Annotated in this window: 18 protein-coding genes; 7 read left to right on the top strand and 11 right to left on the bottom strand. The window is 71.9% G+C overall.

Annotation, left to right across the window (positions count from 1 at the left end):
* Positions 1 to 114: 114 nt before the first annotated feature.
* From ACGF3J_RS12245 to ACGF3J_RS12220, 6 genes are all read right to left on the bottom strand, one after another.
* A complete protein-coding gene (locus ACGF3J_RS12245; RefSeq protein ID WP_161326219.1) occupies positions 115 to 1,830 on the bottom strand; it encodes a DoxX family protein in 1,716 nt (571 codons plus the stop codon).
* Between the two features lie 147 nt (positions 1,831 to 1,977).
* Positions 1,978 to 2,922, bottom strand: coding sequence for a 23S rRNA (guanosine(2251)-2'-O)-methyltransferase RlmB (gene rlmB, locus ACGF3J_RS12240; RefSeq protein WP_114531982.1), 945 nt, complete (start codon positions 2,920 to 2,922; stop codon positions 1,978 to 1,980).
* Between the two features lie 133 nt (positions 2,923 to 3,055).
* The gene (gene cysS / locus ACGF3J_RS12235; RefSeq protein ID WP_161326220.1) at positions 3,056 to 4,456 is read right to left on the bottom strand and encodes a cysteine--tRNA ligase; all 1,401 of its coding nucleotides are present in this window, start codon (positions 4,454 to 4,456) and stop codon (positions 3,056 to 3,058) included.
* 255 nt (positions 4,457 to 4,711) lie between these two features.
* On the bottom strand, positions 4,712 to 5,233 hold the full coding sequence (ispF, locus tag ACGF3J_RS12230; RefSeq protein WP_393854086.1) for a 2-C-methyl-D-erythritol 2,4-cyclodiphosphate synthase: 522 nt from the start codon (positions 5,231 to 5,233) through the stop codon (positions 4,712 to 4,714).
* Positions 5,223 to 6,011 (bottom strand): 2-C-methyl-D-erythritol 4-phosphate cytidylyltransferase, encoded by a 789-nt coding sequence (ispD, locus tag ACGF3J_RS12225; RefSeq protein WP_393854085.1) that lies wholly within the window; start codon positions 6,009 to 6,011, stop codon positions 5,223 to 5,225. Before ispD ends, ispF begins: the two co-directional genes overlap by 11 nt.
* A gap of 301 nt (positions 6,012 to 6,312) precedes the next feature.
* Positions 6,313 to 6,795 carry a CarD family transcriptional regulator gene (locus ACGF3J_RS12220; protein ID WP_003953493.1) on the bottom strand — a complete coding sequence of 161 codons (483 nt, stop codon included), beginning with the start codon at positions 6,793 to 6,795 and terminating at the stop codon, positions 6,313 to 6,315.
* 620 nt (positions 6,796 to 7,415) lie between these two features.
* Between ACGF3J_RS12220 and ACGF3J_RS12215 the strand changes: the two genes are divergently transcribed.
* The gene (locus ACGF3J_RS12215) at positions 7,416 to 8,138 is read left to right on the top strand and encodes a DUF461 domain-containing protein (protein ID WP_393854084.1); all 723 of its coding nucleotides are present in this window, start codon (positions 7,416 to 7,418) and stop codon (positions 8,136 to 8,138) included.
* Between the two features lie 73 nt (positions 8,139 to 8,211).
* On the opposite strand, the gene ACGF3J_RS12210 is transcribed toward ACGF3J_RS12215, so the two are convergent.
* Together ACGF3J_RS12210 and ACGF3J_RS12205 are read right to left on the bottom strand one after the other, a co-directional pair.
* Complete coding sequence (locus tag ACGF3J_RS12210; RefSeq protein ID WP_019326704.1) at positions 8,212 to 8,892, bottom strand: response regulator transcription factor; 681 nt, start codon at positions 8,890 to 8,892, stop codon at positions 8,212 to 8,214.
* Positions 8,889 to 10,160, bottom strand: coding sequence for a cell wall metabolism sensor histidine kinase WalK (locus ACGF3J_RS12205; protein ID WP_161326570.1), 1,272 nt, complete (start codon positions 10,158 to 10,160; stop codon positions 8,889 to 8,891). Before ACGF3J_RS12205 ends, ACGF3J_RS12210 begins: the two co-directional genes overlap by 4 nt.
* A 236-nt stretch (positions 10,161 to 10,396) precedes the next feature.
* Between ACGF3J_RS12205 and phoU the strand changes: the two genes are divergently transcribed.
* The 3 genes from phoU (at position 10,397) to ACGF3J_RS12190 (ending at position 11,906) form a co-directional block, all read left to right on the top strand.
* On the top strand, positions 10,397 to 11,086 hold the full coding sequence (phoU, locus tag ACGF3J_RS12200) for a phosphate signaling complex protein PhoU (protein WP_161326571.1): 690 nt from the start codon (positions 10,397 to 10,399) through the stop codon (positions 11,084 to 11,086).
* 136 nt (positions 11,087 to 11,222) lie between these two features.
* Entirely contained in the window at positions 11,223 to 11,378 is a 156-nt protein-coding gene (locus tag ACGF3J_RS12195; RefSeq protein WP_202557545.1) for a hypothetical protein, read from the top strand.
* A gap of 177 nt (positions 11,379 to 11,555) precedes the next feature.
* Positions 11,556 to 11,906: an SCO4225 family membrane protein gene (locus ACGF3J_RS12190; protein WP_393854083.1), complete on the top strand. Its 351-nt coding sequence runs from the start codon at positions 11,556 to 11,558 to the stop codon at positions 11,904 to 11,906.
* 26 nt (positions 11,907 to 11,932) lie between these two features.
* On the opposite strand, the gene ACGF3J_RS12185 is transcribed toward ACGF3J_RS12190, so the two are convergent.
* Positions 11,933 to 13,147: a M91 family zinc metallopeptidase gene (locus ACGF3J_RS12185; protein ID WP_393854082.1), complete on the bottom strand. Its 1,215-nt coding sequence runs from the start codon at positions 13,145 to 13,147 to the stop codon at positions 11,933 to 11,935.
* A 147-nt stretch (positions 13,148 to 13,294) separates the two neighbouring features.
* Between ACGF3J_RS12185 and ACGF3J_RS12180 the strand changes: the two genes are divergently transcribed.
* The 3 genes from ACGF3J_RS12180 to ACGF3J_RS12170 all read left to right on the top strand — a co-directional run bounded on the left by ACGF3J_RS12180 (position 13,295) and on the right by ACGF3J_RS12170 (position 15,922).
* On the top strand, positions 13,295 to 14,599 hold the full coding sequence (locus ACGF3J_RS12180; protein ID WP_393854081.1) for a lanthionine synthetase LanC family protein: 1,305 nt from the start codon (positions 13,295 to 13,297) through the stop codon (positions 14,597 to 14,599).
* Positions 14,600 to 14,685: 86 nt separating this feature from the next.
* A complete protein-coding gene (locus ACGF3J_RS12175; RefSeq protein WP_393854080.1) occupies positions 14,686 to 15,555 on the top strand; it encodes a GyrI-like domain-containing protein in 870 nt (289 codons plus the stop codon).
* A gap of 97 nt (positions 15,556 to 15,652) precedes the next feature.
* Positions 15,653 to 15,922 (top strand): DUF1905 domain-containing protein, encoded by a 270-nt coding sequence (locus ACGF3J_RS12170; RefSeq protein WP_161326576.1) that lies wholly within the window; start codon positions 15,653 to 15,655, stop codon positions 15,920 to 15,922.
* Positions 15,923 to 15,942: 20 nt separating this feature from the next.
* Here ACGF3J_RS12170 and ACGF3J_RS12165 read toward each other — a convergent pair whose 3' ends face one another.
* Positions 15,943 to 16,269, bottom strand: a complete 327-nt coding sequence (locus tag ACGF3J_RS12165) for a GYD domain-containing protein (protein ID WP_393854079.1) — start codon at positions 16,267 to 16,269, stop codon at positions 15,943 to 15,945.
* A gap of 51 nt (positions 16,270 to 16,320) precedes the next feature.
* Positions 16,321 to 17,706 (bottom strand): FAD-binding oxidoreductase, encoded by a 1,386-nt coding sequence (locus tag ACGF3J_RS12160; RefSeq protein WP_393854078.1) that lies wholly within the window; start codon positions 17,704 to 17,706, stop codon positions 16,321 to 16,323.
* Positions 17,707 to 17,734: the final 28 nt, after the last annotated feature.

The raw sequence follows: 17,734 nt of genomic DNA, 5'->3' as shown, positions 1-17,734 counted from the left end.
CCTCGGAGCGCTGACGCCGCGACGGCACGCTCCCCGCGTCTGCCTCCTTCACAAGTCGGGGCCACTCGTCATCTCGTGAGTGGCCCCGACTTGCCGAGGACGGCACCGAACCAGCTACCCCAGGAGGCCGCCCACGAGGCGTCCGTTGCCCGGCTGGCCGGTGGAGGAGGAGCCGCCGCCCTCCTCGCTTCCGGAGCCCCCGGTGGAGCCCCCGGTGGAGCCGCCGGAGCCCCCGGAGCCGGTCGAGGTGCCCCCGGCTGTCGGTCCGGCCGTGGTGGTCGGCGCCTGGTCCCGGCCGGCCGGGGACGACTGCCGCGGCGGGGCCTGTCCGCCGGCGCCCTGGGTCTGGCTGGGCGTACCGCCGCCGGTGGTACCGCTCTCCCGGGTCGCGCCCGGTGTGGTCGCGGCTCCCGTGGAGGGGGTGGTGGCCCCGCTGGTCGCGCCCTGGGTGGGCGAGGCGGAGGCCTCCGGGCTCTTCGGCTCGCGCGTGCCGGGCTCCTGCGGGAGCGGGGCGCCGGGCAGTTCGTTGCGCGGGGACTCGCCGGGGCCGGGGACGACCACGCGGTCGGCGTCCCGGACGGCACCGCCGAGCAGCGAGCCGATCAGGAGGGTCGCACCGGCGACCAGGAAGGTGATGAGGGCGCCCCGGCGCAGGACGTAGCGGCGCAGGTCCCAGATGTCGGCGCGCGGGCCGAGCCGGCGCCAGGCGCTGCCGGCGAGTCTGCCGTCCACGGAGTAGACGGGCGCCCCGGCGATGATCAGCGGCGACCAGGCGGCGAGGTAGATGATGTCCGGCGCGTCGTAGACGGGGACGCTCTTCCAGCTGACGGTGACCAGGAGCGCGGCCGACAGGCCCGCGCCGATGACGGCGGCCACGCGCTGCCAGCAGCCCAGCACGGTCAGGACGCCCACCAGCACCTGGAGGAAGGCGATGACGAGCCCGGCGCCGACCGGGTGCGCGAGGGCGAACTGGCGCAGCGGCTCGGCGACGTCCCAGGGGTGCAGGGTGTTGAGCCACTTCACCATGGAGCCGCGTTCGCCGCCGTCGAAGTAGACGGGGTCGCAGAGCTTGCCCATGCCGGCGTAGATCGAGATGAAGCCGAGGAAGACGCGCAGCGGCAGCAGCACGACCCCGAGGTTCATGCGGCGGCCGGGGAAGTACGCATGCCGCGCCGGGTCGTCGGAACGGCGCCTGCCGCGCGGCTCGTCCGGGTCCGTGTCGTCGCCGTAGCCGTCGTGGCCCTCGTGGTCTTCGTGACCGAAGTCCTGGGCGGCGTAGGCGGGTTCGTCGTAGGCGCTGCCGACGGTGCGCATGGCCGGCAGCAGCCGGGTGCCCTCGGGGACGGGGCCGCGCTGGGCGCCGACGAGGGGTGTTTCGAGGGTCTCGGTGGCGGGGCCTCCGTCGTAGCCGTCGTAGTCGTCGTAGCCCAGGGGGTCCCCGCCGAGATCGACCCTGGGGATGACCTGGGTGGCTCCGGCGTCGGCGGCCGGGTCCTCGACGTGGTGACCGGCTCCCGCCCGCACCGCCTGGAGCAGCCGGTGCGCGCCGGTGTCGTCCGGGGCGGACCGTCCGCTCCACACGACGGCCCGGCGACGGCCCGGGGCGGCGGGCATGCGGGGGGTGGCCTGGGTGGCGCTCAAGTGCTGTGCGATCCGCGGCGACTGGGTCCGCCGGGCGGAGGCACCGAACTGCACGCGGAAACTCGCGTGGTTCACGATGACCTCGGCCGGATCGCTCGGCACCTTCACCATGCTCAGCGCGGGAGCGTCGTCGTATCCCGACGAGCGGTCCCCCGTGGGTGTGCGGGGTGTTCTGGTGTCCACGCTCATCTAACCGAGTGATGTGTCGTTAGGACACTGCCTTGACCGCCCGGATCTGTCCGGACCGCGTCAAACCAGCCCGGACCACCCGGAACACCCCGTGTGGGGGACGGACCCGAACACCCATCCCCCACCCGAAGAACCGATCACCCCGGGTCAGCGGCGTCGCCGCGCCGCCTCGTACAGCACGATCCCCGCCGCCACACCGGCGTTGAGCGACTCGGCGCCGCCCGGCATCGGGATCCGCACGCGGAAGTCGCAGGTCTCGCCGACCAGCCGGGACAGTCCCTTGCCCTCGCTGCCGACCACGATGACCACGGGTCCGTCCAGGGCCTCCAGGTCGCCGAGTTCGGCCTCGCCGTCGGCGGCGAGGCCGACGACCGTGATCCCGGCCTTCTGGTACGACTCCAGCGCGCGCGTGAGGTTGGTGGCGCGGGCGACCGGCGTACGGGCCGCCGTGCCGGCGGACGTCTTCCACGCACCGGCCGTCATCCCGGCCGCGCGCCGCTCGGGCACGACGACGCCGTGGCCGCCGAAGGCGGAGACGGAGCGGACGACGGCACCGAGGTTGCGCGGGTCGGTCACCCCGTCGAGGGCGACGATCAGCGGGTCCGCGCCCTCGTCGTGGGCGGCGGCGACCAGGTCCTCGGGGTGCGCGTACTCGTACGGCGGCACCTGGAGGACGAGGCCCTGGTGGTTGAGCCCGTTGGTCATCCGGTCCAGCTCGGGACGCGGCGCCTCCATGAGGTTGATGCCACCGCGCTCGGCGGCGAGCTGGAGCGCCTCGCGCACCCGCTCGTCGTTGTCGATGAACTGCTGGACGTAGAGCGTCGAGGCGGGCACGCCCTCGCGCAGGGCCTCGTAGACGGGGTTGCGGCCGACGACGAGTTCGGACGTCGAGCGCCCGCCCCCGCGCCGCTGCTGCTGCGTACGTCCCGTGGCGCGGCGCGCCTTCGCGTTGGCGGCGCGCTGCTTGGCGTGCCCCTTGCGCATCTCGGCGGGAGGCGTCGGCCCCTTGCCCTCCAGGCCCCGGCGCCGCTTGCCGCCGCTGCCGACCTGCGCGCCCTTCTTGCCGGACATGCGGCGGTTGTTCGCGGCCATGAGTTACCTGTCTCCGCTCTCTACGGGAGTGTGCGTGAAGCTGTGTTCTACGCGGTGTGTTCTATGCAGTGTGCCGCCCGGAGGGCCGGGCGGCACAATCGATCTACGGGACGGACCTCGCCGACCGGCCGGGTCAGCGCGACCCGAGGCTCCACCGGGGCCCCTGCGGGCTGTCCTCGATGACCAGTCCGGACTGTCCGAGGTGGTCGCGGATGGCGTCCGCCGTGGACCAGTCCTTCCGCCCCCGCGCGGCCTCCCGCTGGTCGAGCACCAGGCGTACGAGGCTGTCGACGACGTGCCGCAGGTCCTCGCCCTGCTCCTGCTCCCCCGCCCAGTGCGGGGCCAGCGGGTCGAGGCCGAGGACACCGAGCATGGCCCGCACCTCGGCGAGCCGCGCCACGGCGGCGTCCTTGTCGTCGGCGGCCAGCGCGCTGTTGCCCTGCCGGACGGTGGTGTGCACGATGGCGAGCGCCTGCGGGACGCCCAGGTCGTCGTCCATCGCCTCGGCGAAGGCGGGCGGCACCTCGGCGGCCGGCTCGACGGTCTGCCCGGCCAGCTCGGTGACGCGCTGCACGAAACCCTCGATGCGCGCGTACGCCGACTCGGCCTCGCGCAGGGACTCCTCGCTGTACTCGATGGTGGAGCGGTAGTGCGGGGTGCCGAGGTAGTACCGCAGCACGACCGGCCGCCACTGCTTGACCATCTCGGAGACGAGCACGCTGTTGCCGAGCGACTTCGACATCTTCTCGCCGCTCATGGTGACCCAGGCGTTGTGCACCCAGTATCGGGCGAAGGCGTCGCCGAAACCGACGGCCTGGGCGATCTCGTTCTCGTGGTGCGGGAAGATCAGGTCGATCCCGCCGCCGTGGACGTCGAACTCGCTGCCCAGGTACTTGTGCGCCATGGCGGAGCACTCCAGGTGCCACCCCGGGCGCCCCCGGCCCCACGGCGTCTCCCAGCTGGGCTCCCCGGGCTTCGCCGCCTTCCACATGGCGAAGTCCCGCGGGTCCCGCTTGCCGGTCTCGCCCTCCGAGGTGGGCTGGCGCAGGTCGTCGAGGTCCTGGTTGGACAGCGACAGGTAGCCGGGCAGGGAGCGGACGTCGAAGTAGACGTTGCCCTCGGCCTCGTAGGCGTGTCCGCGCTCGATGAGCCCGCGCATCATCTCGACCATCTCGGTGATGTGCCCGGTGGCGCGGGGCTCGTAGGTGGGCGGCAGGCAGCCGAGGGCGTCGTAGGCGTCGTTGAACGCCCGCTCGTTCTCGTACCCGATGGACCACCAGGGGCGGCTCTGCTCGGCCGCCTTCTTGATGATCTTGTCGTCGATGTCGGTGACGTTGCGGACGAACGTGACGTCGTAGCCGCGGTACGCGAACCAGCGGCGCATGATGTCGAAGTTCAGGCCCGACCGGATGTGCCCGATGTGCGGGGCCGCCTGCACGGTGGCACCACACAGGTAGATCGAGACGCAGCCCGGCGTGAGGGGGGCGAAGTCACGGATCTGCCGGGCGCTGGTGTCGTACAGCCGAATAGTCACGAGTCCAGGGTAGTAGGCCCCGAGGGGTGCCAGGGGCACACCGCCGACGTTGGTGCCCCACCTCTTGCCCGGCTGAGCCGGGCGGTCGTGGCGAGTCCAGCGCCTTGCCCGGCCGATTCGGGTGGTGGGTGGGCACAGGCCGGGGTCCAGGGGCGGAGCCCCTGGCGGGGCGCGGGGCAGAGCCCCGCACGGCGCGTCACCCGACGGCACCCCTCCCGCCGCCGCGCACCGCACCGCCCCACCTCGCCCGCCCGGCTAGGGAACCCGCACGACCAACGCCGTCGCCACCGCCATCAGCCCCTCCCCCCGCCCGGGAAACCCCAGCCCGTCCGTCGTCGCCCCCGACACCGACACCGGCGCCCCCACCACCTCGGACAGCACCTTCTGCGCCTCGTCCCGCCGCTTGCCGATCTTCGGCCGCGCCCCCACCACCTGCACCGCGACGTTCCCGATCCGGAAGCCCTCGGCCCGCACGATCCGCGCCGCCTCCGCCAGCAGCGTCACCCCGGACGCCCCGGCCCACTCCGGCCGCCCGGTGCCGAAGTGCTGCCCGAGATCCCCGAGCCCGGCCGCGGAGAACAACGCGTTGCACGCCGCGTGCGCGACGACGTCCGCGTCGGAGTGCCCGGCCAGCCCGTCCCCCTCGCCCTCCCACTTCAGCCCGGCGCACCACAGCTCCCGCCCGGACTCGAAGGCGTGGATGTCCGTACCGATCCCCACCTGCGGCAACACCGGCAACGCGGCCGCCCCGGGACCCTCAGCAGCCTCAGAACCCATCGTTGAGCCTCCTGCGCGCCAGTACCGCCTCCGCGAGCACCAGATCCAGCGGCCGCGTCACCTTGAACGCCTCCTCGTGCCCCGGCACGACCACCACGGCCGGCCCCATCCGCTCGACCATGCTCGCGTCGTCCGTGACGTCGTCGGTCACCGTCTCGTGGGCCCGCACCAGCGTCCCCCGGTCGAACCCCTGCGGCGTCTGCACCGCCCGCAGCAGCGCCCGCTGCAGCGTCGCCACCACGGGCTCCGGCGCACCGGGGACCTCGGCGGGCTCGACCTGCTTGACGGTGTCGGCGAGCGGCACGGCCGGCACCACGGCGGGCGCGCCGTCCCGTACCGCCTCGATCACGGCGTCCACCGTGTCCACGGGGACCAGCGGCCGGGCCGCGTCGTGCACGAGGACGATGCCGTACTCCGGCGGCAGCGCGTCCAGTCCGAGCCGGACGGACTCCTGGCGCGTCGCGCCGCCGGGGACGACGAGGAAGTCGGTGCGCTCGGGCAGCGCGTGCGCGTCCAGCAGGCTCCTGACCTCGGCCGCGCCGTCGGGCGGGGCGACGACCACCACCAGGGAGACCCCGCGGGAGGCGGCCATCGCCCGGACCGCGTGGATGAGCATGGGCGTGCCGCCCAGCGCCCGGAGGGCTTTCGGGGCGCCCGGCCCGAGCCGTACGCCGCGGCCGGCGGCCGGAATGACCGCCGCGGTCCTGGCGTTGGCACGGTCGTGGGCGGCCCCGTCGGCCGACGACGGGGCGGGCGAGGGACGCGAATCGTCAGACATCGGTTCCTGTCAGGTTTGTGTGCTCGACCTAGTTGGGTATGGCCTCACCGTGCCGGGCGCGACGCCTTGACCGGACCCTTCCGTGACCCTGGTCGAGCCAGCAGTCCGGGCCCGGCACACCAGGACCCGGGGAAAGCCTCCCGGGAGGAGCGTACGAGGATCATCGGCATCCGGACCTGCGGATGCGCGAATTCACGTCCGGGTACGAACATGCCGCAGCGCCCGGCGACAGCAAAGATGTCATCGGGCACCACGGCATTTCACTGCGCTGAACCGAGCGGGTGGCGGTCCGCGCCTCGCCTCAGGAGGCGAGCACCTCGTCGAGCAGGGCCTCCGCCTTGTCCTCGTTGGTGTTCTCCGCGAGAGCCAGCTCGCTCACCAGAATCTGGCGGGCCTTGGCGAGCATGCGCTTCTCACCTGCGGAGAGTCCGCGCTCGCGCTCACGACGCCACAGATCGCGTACGACTTCCGCGACCTTGATGACGTCGCCGGAGGCGAGCTTCTCCAGGTTTGCCTTGTAACGACGCGACCAGTTCGTGGGCTCCTCGGCGTACGGCGCGCGCAGCACCTCGAAGACCCGGTCCAGCCCGTCCTGACCAACCACATCACGCACGCCGACGAACTCCGCATTGTCCGCTGGCACACGTACCGTCAGGTCGCCCTGAGCGACCTTCAGCACCAAGTAGGTCTTGTCCACGCCTTTGATCTGACGAGTTTCGATAGCCTCGATCAGCGCGGCCCCGTGATGGGGATAGACCACGGTGTCGCCAACCTTGAACGTCATGTGACAGGTACCCCTTCCGTGGCTATCCAGGGTAACACGGAAACGGCGGGTTCTGAATGGCGTTTTCGCAGGTCAGGGCATATCTCGGGGCTTGACAACAGCAACAGGAACGTGCTGCGCGAGGTGAGCGGAAGAAAGAATTCGCAGGTCGGAGCGGCTCTCCAGGCCGGGCGAAACAGGCCCGTCACACACAAGCGGAGCGCCATCCACCGGGCTGAACATCCCGATATGTCCGGTTCCAGGCGTGCGACTTCCGCTACTCCGTTCGGTGGCCGCGCCGGGGTTCCGGCCGATTCCGGAATTGATCACGAGCCACGCCGGCGGGCCCTCGGTGATCAATTTCGTGGCGGTCCGCGCATTCCTTCACCGAAATTTCGCGCACCGATCGACAACCCGTATGGCGGACGGGTTCATATGTGAATGGCGGACGGATGCGAGCCGCAAAGCGGCCCCTGAAGAGGGCCGGGACTGCCGCCTGCCGGGCGAAGCCCGTGGCCCTTCGGGGAGGGTCGGGTGCGGCGGCCCGGGAACGGCTCGGTAGCCTAAGGCCGCTGACAGTCACTTAGGGCGGCTTTATCCGTTGCCGCCACCCCGCTCGAGTCCAAGGAGTTGCCGCCGCCGTGAGCAGCAGCCTTCGACGCGGTGCCCTCGCCGCCGCCGCCATCGCGTTCTCGATCGCCTCGCTCGCCGCGTGCGGTGCCGGTCACAACGCCCAGTCGCTGGAGATCAAGCCGGACAACGCCGCGACGACGGTCGGTGACATCCAGATCCAGAACGCCGTCGTCATCACGCAGCCGGACCTGGAGTCGACGGGCCCGGCGGTGGTCTCCGCCACGCTGTTCAACAACGGCAGGTCGGACCAGACGCTCGAGTCCATCACCGTGGCCGGCACCGACAAGACCGCCGAGCTGAAGCCCGCCGAGGGCCAGAAGGGCGGCCTGACCGTCCCGGCCGGCGGATCCCTGGTCGTCGGCGGCAAGGACAACGCCGCCGCGGTCCTGCCCAGCAGCCGCGAGGCGGTCCAGGACGGCAACGCGCAGAAGATCACCTTCACCTTCAGCAAGGCCGGTGAGGTGAGCCTGCGCGCCTTCGTCGTTCCCGCCGAGAGCTACTTCTCCGGCTGGGGCCCCAGCGACGTCCCGGCGGCGCCCGGCGCGTCCGCACAGCCCTCCGAGGGGAGCTCCGGCGAGCCGTCCGACGGCGAGAGCCAGGGCACCCCGGGCGACGGCGCCTCGGCCCCCGGGACGGGCGAGCCCTCCGGCGAGGCCGGCACCGCCGGAACGGCGACCTCCGGCACCTCGCAGGGCACCGGCACGGGTACGGGCACCGACGCCGGCCACTGAGCACCGTACGAACGAAGGGCGGGACCTCCGCGAGGTCCCGCCCTTCGCCGTGTCCCGGGGGACGGCGTCCGGTCTACGGCTCGAACTTGTAGCCGAGCCCGCGCACCGTCACCAGGTACCGCGGCGCGCCCGGGTCGGGCTCGATCTTGGCGCGCAACCGCTTGACGTGGACGTCGAGGGTCTTGGTGTCGCCGACGTAGTCGGCGCCCCACACCCGGTCGATCAGCTGCATGCGGGTGAGGACGCGGCCGGCGTTGCGCAGCAGCATCTCCAGCAGGTCGAACTCCTTGAGCGGCAGGTCGATCTTGGTGCCGCCCACGGTCACCACGTGCCGGTCGACGTCCATGCGGACGGGGCCGGCCTCCAGCGCGGCGGGAGCGACCTCCTCCGGCTCGCCGCGGCGGCGCAGTACCGCGCGGATGCGGGCGACCAGCTCGCGGGAGGAGAAGGGCTTGGTGACGTAGTCGTCGGCCCCTATCTCCAGCCCGACAACCTTGTCGATCTCGCTGTCCTTGGCGGTCACCATGATCACGGGAACGTTCGAGCGGCCGCGCAGCTGGCGGCAGACCTCGGTGCCCGGCAGGCCGGGCAGCATCAGGTCGAGGAGGACGAGGTCGGCGCCGTTGCGCTCGAACTCGTCGAGTCCGTCGGGGCCGGTGGTCGCGACGGCGACCTCGAAGCCCTCCTTGCGGAGCATGTACGACAGGGCGTCGGAGAAGGACTCCTCGTCCTCGACGACGAGCACACGGGTCACGGAAGGACCTCCGGGGCGGGAAGCGTTTCGTACGGGGATGTTTGGGGGGAAGAGGGGGACCCGCCGGGCTCGTCGTCGAGCCCGTCGTGGTCCGGCGTCCGCGACGCGCGGTCGCGGGACAGGCCCGATTCCGGCAGTCGCAGGGTGAAGGTGGAGCCCTGGCCTTCGGCACTCCACACCGTGACCTCCCCGCCGTGCGAGGCGACCACGTGTTTGACGATGGCGAGACCCAGACCGGTGCCTCCGGTGGCCCGGGAGCGGGCCGGGTCGACGCGGTAGAAGCGCTCGAAGACGCGCTCCTTGTCCCGCTCCGAGATGCCGATGCCCTGGTCGGTCACGGCGATCTCGATCAGGTCGCCGCCGGGGGCGTTGACGCGGCGGGCGGCTATGCCGACGCGGGTGCGGGCGGGTGAGTAGTTGACGGCGTTCTCGACGAGGTTGCCGAGCGCGGCGGCGAGCTGGCCGCGGTTGCCGCGTACGTGCAGATCCGCCGTTCCTCCGGCGGCCATGGTGATCTGCTTGCTGCCGGCCGCCTGCCGGCAGCGGTCGATGGCCTCGGCGACCAGCTCGTCCACCCGGACGGGCTCGGCGTCGTCGAGGGGGTCGTCGTTCTGCACCCGGGACAGGTCGATGAGCTCCTGCACCAGGTTGGTGAGCCGGGTGGCCTCGATCTGCATCCGTCCGGCGAACCGCTCCACGGCCTCCGGATCGTCCGCGGCGTCCATGACGGCCTCGGACAGCAGGGAGAGCGCCCCGACCGGGGTCTTCAGCTCATGACTCACGTTGGCGACGAAGTCGCGCCGTACGGCCTCGATGCGGCGGGCCTCGGTGAGGTCCTCGACCAGCAGGAGCACCAGCCGGGACCCGAGCGGCGCGACGCGCGCGGAGACGGCCAGGGCCTCGCCCCGTCCGTTCCCGCGCCTGGGCAGGTCGAGCTCGACCTGCCGTATCTCCCCGTCCCTCCTGGTGTCCCGGGCCATCTGGAGCATGGGCTCCACGGCGAGCTTGCCGCCCCGGACCAGGCCGAGGGCGTACGCCGCCGAGCTGGCCTTGACCACGCCGTCGGCCTCGTCGAGGACGACGGCGGAGGAGCGGAGCACCGACAGGACGGTGTCCACCCCGGGCGGAAGCACGGGATCCGTGTGCAGGGAGGTACGGGTGGGGCGCTTCTGGTCGCGCTCGCTCCAGCGGAACGCCAGCACGGCGATGACGCCGGTGAGTACTCCGGCGATCGCTGCCACTGCGGCGACCGCCGCGTTCACGTCCATGTCTCCAGGTTAGGCATGCCGTACGTCCTCGCCCCAGCCATCGGGGTGCGACCTCGAACACTCGTCGCCCAGAGTTCACCTTGGAGCCAGTGATGGTTCATTTGTGGTGCCGGAAACGGACGCGTACAGGCCGGAACGTGTAAGCGTGGGGGCACGGCGAGGGGTGCGAGCCGGTGCTGGCCCTGTGCGAGCCAGTTCTTTGAGCCCCCTAAACGGACGTACGAGAGGGAACCCTGATGCGGGACGCGTACCACGAGGAACTTGATTCGATCGGCGACGGTCTGGTGGAGATGGCCCGGCTGGTCGGGTCGGCCATCGGACGCGCCACGACCGCGATCCTCGACTCCGACCTGAAGCTGGCCGAGGCCGTCATCGAGGGCGATCAGCGGGTCGACGAACTCCAGCACGAGCTGGAGGCCCGGGCGATAACCCTGCTGGCCCGGCAGCAGCCGGTGGCGACGGACCTGCGGATCGTCGTCACCTCGCTGCGGATGTCCGCCGACCTGGAGCGCTCGGGCGACCTGGCCCAGCACGTGGCCAAGCTGGCCCGGCTGCGCTACCCGGAGCGCGCCGTCCCGCACGACCTGCACGCGACCATCCTCGAGATGGGGCAGCTCGCGCAGCGCCTGATGGCCAAGGCCGCCGAGGTGATCATCACCAAGGACGTCGACCTGGCCCTCCAGCTGGAGCAGGACGACGACGCGATGGACCTCCTGCACCGCACGCTCTTCCAGCACCTGATGGACGACCGCTGGAAGCACGGCATCGAGACGGCCGTCGACGTGACGCTGCTGGGCCGCTACTACGAGCGCTACGCGGACCACGCCGTCGCGGTCGCCAAGCGCGTCGTCTACCTGGTCACCGGCGAGCACGCCGACGACCTCCAGGCGGACATCCAGCCGACCACGCAGGTCGAGGGCGCCTGACCCCGCGCGGGAGCGTGCGGGCCGGGGCGCGCGGCGACGCCCCGATGCGCCGTTGATACGGCGGCCGCCCGGAGCGTGCAATGGAGACGGACACCGGCCTCCGGAGGGAGGCAGGCACCCGCTTCCAGGAGGATCCATGGCCGATTCCCCCAGCACGAAGCCCGGCCCCGCCCGGGAACGCCGCACCGAGCAGCCCGCCGAGATCCGCGCCCTGCCCCTGATCGCCGCCTGCGGCTGCGGCTCGGGGTGCGGCTGCGGCTGCCAGTCGGGCAATCCCTGCCAGTGCGGCTGACGGCACAGCGGTGGTGCGTGGGGCGGCCGGAGCTGTGGCCGGCCGCCCCAGGCCCCCCATGGGTGTCGCGTCGTTCGACTTGAGTACGGGTACTCAGGCTCCGGAGCTGCCTGCGTCCGACCCTGGAAACAGGAAGAAGACGTGGACCGAGACGACTCCCGGGGAGATCGAGATCCTGTGAAGACCAGCCCTGTACGCACCGTCGCCCGCCTCGCCGTCGCCAACCGCGTCTCGGGGATCTACCTCGCCCTGGTCGGCGGCGCGATGGCCTTCGCCACGGTGCAGCCCCTGTTCGCGGACAACCCGGACGCGTCCCTGATCTGGGTCTGGCCCGCCCTGTTCACCTTCCCGGCCTTCGGCTTCGTGGCCTGGCTCGGCGAGGGGAGCTGGGGCGGCGAAGCGCCGGCCTGGTTCTTCATCGGCGGCATCGTGCTCTCGGCACTGGTCCAGTCGCTGGCACTGGGCGCGGTCTGGCAGGGCCTGCGCGGCCGCCGCGGCAACCGCGGCCACCTCACCACGGCGAACTGAAACACGGCCGGGCCGGCGCGACTCGGCTACGTGTACCCGCCCCGCCGGGGAAGATTGTGCTCATCTCTGAGCATCTCCTCCGTGACCATGCCGAGGTTCTTCGTCCGGTGCAGCCTGGCCGACGACTCGGTGCCGGACACGGTCGCCTTCTCCTCCTCCTGGTCCTCCCTGGTGCCGAGGTCCGCGACGTTGATGCCGTGCTTGTTGTGCTGGGCGTGGATCAGCTCATGCCCGTAGACCGCGAAGACGGGGGTATGGGACTCGCCGTCCTTGGCGACCTCGCTGTCCATGAACTTGTGCGGCACGGAAACGGTGCTGGTGGAGCCGGTGTTGGGCTTCTCCGCGCTCTCCGCGAGAGCCGACGGCCGGTCGTCCGCGTCCGCCTGCGCCGCGAGATCGGTCTTCCCGATCATCTTGACGACCTCGGGGTGATACGGCACGACCTTCACCGTGGGCTTCGTGGAAGCGGAGTCCGAGGCCAGATCGGACACCAGGCCGCGGCCGTGCTGCCTGGAGAGCAACCGGGCGTGACTGGAGAGCATCTCGGTGTCGAACCCCTCCAAGGCCGCCGGGTTGGGGTCGTCTCCGGCGGGAAGCGGCTTCGTCGACGTCGCGATCCCCCGCCCGCTCGCCACTCGCGACCAGGTGTCGGAGAGTCCCTGGGCGCCCTCGGTGTCTCCCGCGGCGAGGTCCATCCCGACGGGCCGCAGCCCGGAGGTCTTCCGCAGGATCCTGACGTACGAGAAGTGCCGCTGCTGGATCTCGTCCAGCAGCGCCTTCAGCCCGCGGTTCCTGGCGTTGTCGGCCTTGCCGGCGGGATCGCCGCGGAACTGGCCGTAGATCATGTGCTCGGCCGTGTCCAGGACGGTTCCCAGCTCGTCACAGAGCTTCTGCTTGTCTGCGAGGGACTTGAACGACCAACGGAACGACTCGGCCTGAGCGATCAGCTTGTCCGCCGACGCGAGTGCCTCTTTCGCGAAGTCGTGGAGGTGCTGGACCTCGGGATCCGCGGCGTCCGCGGCCGCACTCGCCGCAGGTGCGCGCTGCACCACCGCGAGGGACGGGGCGACGCCGGTGTGCCGCTGCTCTCCGACCGCGCGAGCCACCGCGTCGTTGCCCGCAGCGTGCCCCAACGCAAGCAGCCCCTCGGCGCGCCGGCCCACCGGAGGCACCCGCCGGGCTTCGGCCTCCTGCCCAAGGCCCGCCTTGTCGACCTGGCCCGGCCCCTTCTGCGCCCGCACGTCACTCCCGCGATAGCTGCTACGAACCTGAATTCCAGCGCCGGATCGAGGACGGGCACCAGGGCCGCGAGGGCAGGCCTGGGGGCACTATCGAGGCCGTCCTCCGACGAACGGTGGTCGGCGGTCGGAGGGTGCGAGACTGGCGCCATGACGGCACCCGGGGCCACCGTCGTGGCGGTCGACGAATTCGAGGAACTCGCGGTGGACGCGCTGCGATGGCTGATCGGTGCGGCACGGGAGGCCCCCGGAGGCGGCCTCACCTGGCCCGAACGCCCCTCGGACGCCGAATCCGAGCCGATGCTCTACAGCGGTACGGCCGGCAACATCCCCGTACTCCTGGAGGCATGGCGCCACTTCGGCGACGACGCGTACGCCGACACCGCCCTGCGCGCGGCCCGGTCCCTCGCCCGCTCCGTGGACGACATCGAGGACGACTCCCTCTACTTCGGCCGCACCGGACTGGCGCTCGTCCTGCGGACCGTGCGGGAGCAACTCGGCGACGAGGCGTCCGGCACGGCGGCCGACCGCGCGCTGGAACTGGTACGGGACCGCTTCGACGGAACCCGCTGGGGCACGCTCTTCGAGCTGATGGGCGGCAACGCGGGCATCGGCCTCGGCGCCCTGCTGGCCGGTGACGCCGACCTGGCCGTCCTGGCCATGGAGCCGTACCTGCGCACCGCGGAGCCCACGCCCGACGGCGTCCAGTGGGCCCACCGCCCGGACACCGAGGCCCGGCTGCACCACGTCTCGCACGGGTCGCTCGGCATCGCCCTGGCGCTGGCCCGGGTCGGCGCGGACACCGGCCGGGCGGACCTGACGGAGCTGGCGCTGGCGGGCGCGGCGGACTTCGTGGCGCGGGCCGAGCCGCAACCGGCCGGCGGCGGGGAGGCCGGCGAGGCAGGTCCGGGTCCGGACTTCCTGGTCCGCCACTCCACCCCCCAGTTCCGCCCCGACGTGATCGAGCCCTTCAGCTACGGCTGGTGCCACGGCCCGGCCGGCGACGCGCAGGCCTTCCGCCAGCTGCGGGACGTCACCGCCGACCCCGCCTGGTCCGCCCTCGCCGACCGCTGCTGGCACACGGTCACCCACTCCGGCGTGCCCCGGCGGCTGCGCCCCGGCTTCTGGGACAACAACGGCCGCTGCTGCGGCACCGCGGGCGTCCTCGCCCTGGCCTGCGACCGCATCGCCGAGCGGCTCGACCTGTACGCCCCGGACGGCTTCGCCCACCTCCTGGCGACGGACCTGGCCGCACGCGCGACCCGGGACGAGGACGGCGCCCGCTGGTCCAACGTCGAGCACCGCGCCACCCCGAGCGCGCTCGAACCGCACGTCGGCTGGGCCGCGGGCAACGCGGGCATCGTCCGCGAACTCCTGCGCTTCGTACGCCTGACCCGCGGCGGCGACCCGCGCTACGCCTTCACGTGGCCCGACCAGCCCGCCGTACCCGCGTGAGCCGGAGCCCCCGATCGAACCGGACCACAACGATCGGGCGCCGCGGGGCCGCCCCCTGCCACGGTTGACGCAGGAAGGGAGGCCCCGTGATCTCGGCACTGAACAGGCTCATCGACCTCGTCGAGGAGCACCTCACCGAGGAGCTCGACGTACCCGCGCTGGCCGGAACGCTCGGCACGACCGAGTACCACCTGCGCCGGATGTTCTCGTCGCTGGCGGGCATGCCGCTGTCGGAGTACGTCCGCCGGCGCCGCATGACGGTCGCCGCCGCCGATGTCGTACGGGGCGAGGACGACCTGCTGAGCATCGCCGTCCGCCACGGATACGGCTCGACGGAGGCGTTCGGACGCGCGTTCCGGGCCGTGCACCGCGCCGCGCCGCGCGAGGTACGCCGGGCCGGAGGCCCCCTTCAGTCACAACCGCAGCTCAGGTTCCGCCTGACCGTCGAAGGGAGCACTCCCATGGACACCCGTTTCGCCGACCGCCCCGCGTTCCGCCTGATCGGACACGCGGCGCGCGTCCCCCTCATCCACGAGGGCGTCAACCCGCACATCCAGGAGCACATCGCGGCCCTCCCCCCGCAGGAGCACGCCCGTCTGAAGTCCCTGAGCGACACCGACCCGGCCGGCCTCCTCCAGGTCTGCGACGACCTCGCCCCCGACAGCGCGGAGGGCACCGACCTGACCTACCTGCACGGCGTCGCGGTCACCGGGGACACCCCGGCCCCCGACGACCTCGACGCCATCGAGGTCCCGGCGGGCATGTGGGCGGTCTTCCGCACCTCGGGCCCGCACCCGGAAACCCTCCAGACCGCCTGGGCGGCGACGGCGACCGAGTGGTTCCCCTCCAACCCGTGGCGCCTGCGTCCCGGCCCGTCGATCGTGGCGGTCCTGGACCGCGCGGAGGACTTCACGTCGGCGACGTGCGAGCTGTGGCTGCCGGTGGAACCGGCGTAATCACGATCCACCCGGCCACCGATGACTTCGGCGGCCGGCACCGGTCCTACCCCTGACGACGGACCCTCGAAGAACTCCCGAACAGGCGGTACGGACGATGGACGCGCAATTCACCGCGACCCTGCAGAAGAGCCCGGCCAAAGGCGGCTGGACCTACGTGGTCTGGCCCGAGTCCGCCGCCTTCTTCGGCACCCACGGCCTGGTAAAGGTCCGCGGCACGATCGACGGCCACCCCTTCCAGAGCTCCTTCATGGCCCTGGGCGACGGCACCCACAAACTGCCGGTGAAGGCGGAGGTGCGGAAGGCGATCGGGAAGGGGGAGGGGGATGTGGTGACGGTGCGGTTGGTGGAGCGGGTGGGTGCCTAGACCCGCGCGGAAGCCGGCGTTCAGGCGCCGGGAGGGCGGAAGGCGACCTGGCGGCGGGCGGCCTCGTCGATCTCGTCGAGGGTGAGGAGGGGGGTAGCCCGGGTGTGGAGGGCACCGCTGGCCTTCACGGTGAGGCTGACGGCGGCCATGGAGATCGGGTCGGGAAAGTCGACGATGATCACGACGTCGCTCTCCCCGAAGGCGAAGTACATGGCCTCGACCTGCCCGCCGAGGCCGGTGACGACCTGCTCGACGGCGGCGCGACGACCGCGCGCGCCTTCCTTGAGCAGCCCCTTCGTGCCCTCGTGCGTGTAGCTGGCCTGGATGAGGTACTTGGGCATGGTCATGCCTCCTGCGCATCGCTTCGACCACCGCGCGCGTACGGCACGGCCCGGTGGTCACTGCCGCTGGGCCGGCCTGATGTTCTGGTTGGCGTGCAGGACGTTGTCCGGGTCGTAGGTCCGCTTGACCTGTGCGAGCCGGTCGTAATGGTCACGATAGGTCGCCCGTACCCGCTCCTGGCCCTCGCCCGTACCCATGAAGTTCACGTACGAGCCGCCCATGGAGTACGGGTGCAGCGCCTCCCAGAAGTCGACGCACCATTGCCTGATGGCCTCGGCGTTGGCCGGGTCGGGGTCGACGCCGGCCAGGACGCCGGACCAGACGGCGTCACGGTAGCTCCACGCGGTGTCGTCCGGGCCCACCCGGTGGGCGGCCCCGTCGACCGGGTAGAGGTGCATCAGCGAGAGCGGGGTGGGGAGGTTCTCGCCGTACTTGAGGTGTACGTCCATGGCGGCGTCCGGGATGCGGTCGAAGAAATCGCCGCGCCAGTACCACTGGTACCCGGAGGGGATCACGTCGTCGAGCATGCCCTGCAACGCGGGGTAGGGCATCGGTGCGGTGAAGTGGAACGCCGGCGGCCCGGGCTCCCGAACGGCCGTGAGGGACTCTTCGAAGCGGCTCGGATCACCGGTGTAGCACCAGACGACGCCGCACATCTTCCGCCCGTGGATCTCCTCGGGGAACGGTGGGCCGGGCGGGATGACGAAGAGCGAGAAGAATCCGTACACGTCCTCGGAAGCCTGCGGGAGGAAGTCGCGGTACCAGGCCAGCACCTCGCGGGTGCGCTCGACCGGCCACACGGTGATCGCGCCTCCGACGGTGTCCACCGGGTGGAGCCGGTAGGTGAAGGAGGTCACGATGCCGAAGTTGCCGCCGCCACCGCGCAGGGCCCAGAACAGGTCCGGATGTTCGGTCTCGCTCGCGGTGACGAAGCTGCCGTCGGCCAGCACGACGTCGGCGGCCAGCAGGTTGTCCACGGTCAGGCCGTACTTGCGGGTGAGGTAGCCGTGACCGCCGCCGAGCGTCAGCCCTCCGACGCCGGTCATCGAGATGATGCCGGTGGGGGTGGCGAGCCCGAAGGCGTGGGTGGCGTGGTCGAGGTCGCTGAGCCGGCTTCCGCCGCCGACCTGGGCGGTCCTGGCGACGGGGTCGACACGTACTCCGCGCATCGGCGAGAGGTCGATGGTGACGCCGCCGTCCACCAGACAGAGGCCGGGGCCGCTGTGTCCGCCACCCCTTACGGCGACTTCCAGTCCGGCGTCGCGGACGAAGGTGAGGGCGGACATGACATCAGCGGCATCGCTGCACGGCACGATGGCGGCGGGATGCCTGTCGATCATCGCGTTGTAGACCTTGCGGGCCTGGGAGTACTCGGCGTCCTTCGGACCGATGACGGGGCCGCGCAGCTCGGTCTGCATCGCTTCCAGGGTTGCACTCTGCATGACGTTCTCCTTGGAGGAGGCGAGGGCA

This window comes from Streptomyces sp. NPDC048171 (genome assembly GCF_043202655.1).
In the GTDB taxonomy this organism is placed as follows: domain Bacteria; phylum Actinomycetota; class Actinomycetes; order Streptomycetales; family Streptomycetaceae; genus Streptomyces.
Note: the sequence above shows the minus strand (reverse complement) of the source record. Positions and strands in the feature narration are given on the sequence as shown.

Excerpts from the sequence above, each read along its gene's own strand:
- ACGF3J_RS12220 (WP_003953493.1), bottom strand. The coding sequence starts at position 6,795 with ATGACGTTCAAGGTTGGCGACACCGTGGTCTATCCCCATCACGGGGCC.
- ispF (WP_393854086.1), bottom strand. The coding sequence starts at position 5,233 with ATGGGTTCTGAGGCTGCTGAGGGTCCCGGGGCGGCCGCGTTGCCGGTG.
- ACGF3J_RS12195 (WP_202557545.1), top strand. The coding sequence starts at position 11,223 with ATGGCCGATTCCCCCAGCACGAAGCCCGGCCCCGCCCGGGAACGCCGC.
- rlmB (WP_114531982.1), bottom strand. The coding sequence starts at position 2,922 with ATGGCCGCGAACAACCGCCGCATGTCCGGCAAGAAGGGCGCGCAGGTC.
- ACGF3J_RS12170 (WP_161326576.1), top strand. The coding sequence starts at position 15,653 with ATGGACGCGCAATTCACCGCGACCCTGCAGAAGAGCCCGGCCAAAGGC.
- ispD (WP_393854085.1), bottom strand. The coding sequence starts at position 6,011 with ATGTCTGACGATTCGCGTCCCTCGCCCGCCCCGTCGTCGGCCGACGGG.
- ACGF3J_RS12160 (WP_393854078.1), bottom strand. The coding sequence starts at position 17,706 with ATGCAGAGTGCAACCCTGGAAGCGATGCAGACCGAGCTGCGCGGCCCC.
- ACGF3J_RS12245 (WP_161326219.1), bottom strand. The coding sequence starts at position 1,830 with ATGAGCGTGGACACCAGAACACCCCGCACACCCACGGGGGACCGCTCG.
- ACGF3J_RS12205 (WP_161326570.1), bottom strand. The coding sequence starts at position 10,160 with ATGGACGTGAACGCGGCGGTCGCCGCAGTGGCAGCGATCGCCGGAGTA.
- ACGF3J_RS12165 (WP_393854079.1), bottom strand. The coding sequence starts at position 16,269 with ATGACCATGCCCAAGTACCTCATCCAGGCCAGCTACACGCACGAGGGC.
- phoU (WP_161326571.1), top strand. The coding sequence starts at position 10,397 with ATGCGGGACGCGTACCACGAGGAACTTGATTCGATCGGCGACGGTCTG.
- ACGF3J_RS12180 (WP_393854081.1), top strand. The coding sequence starts at position 13,295 with ATGACGGCACCCGGGGCCACCGTCGTGGCGGTCGACGAATTCGAGGAA.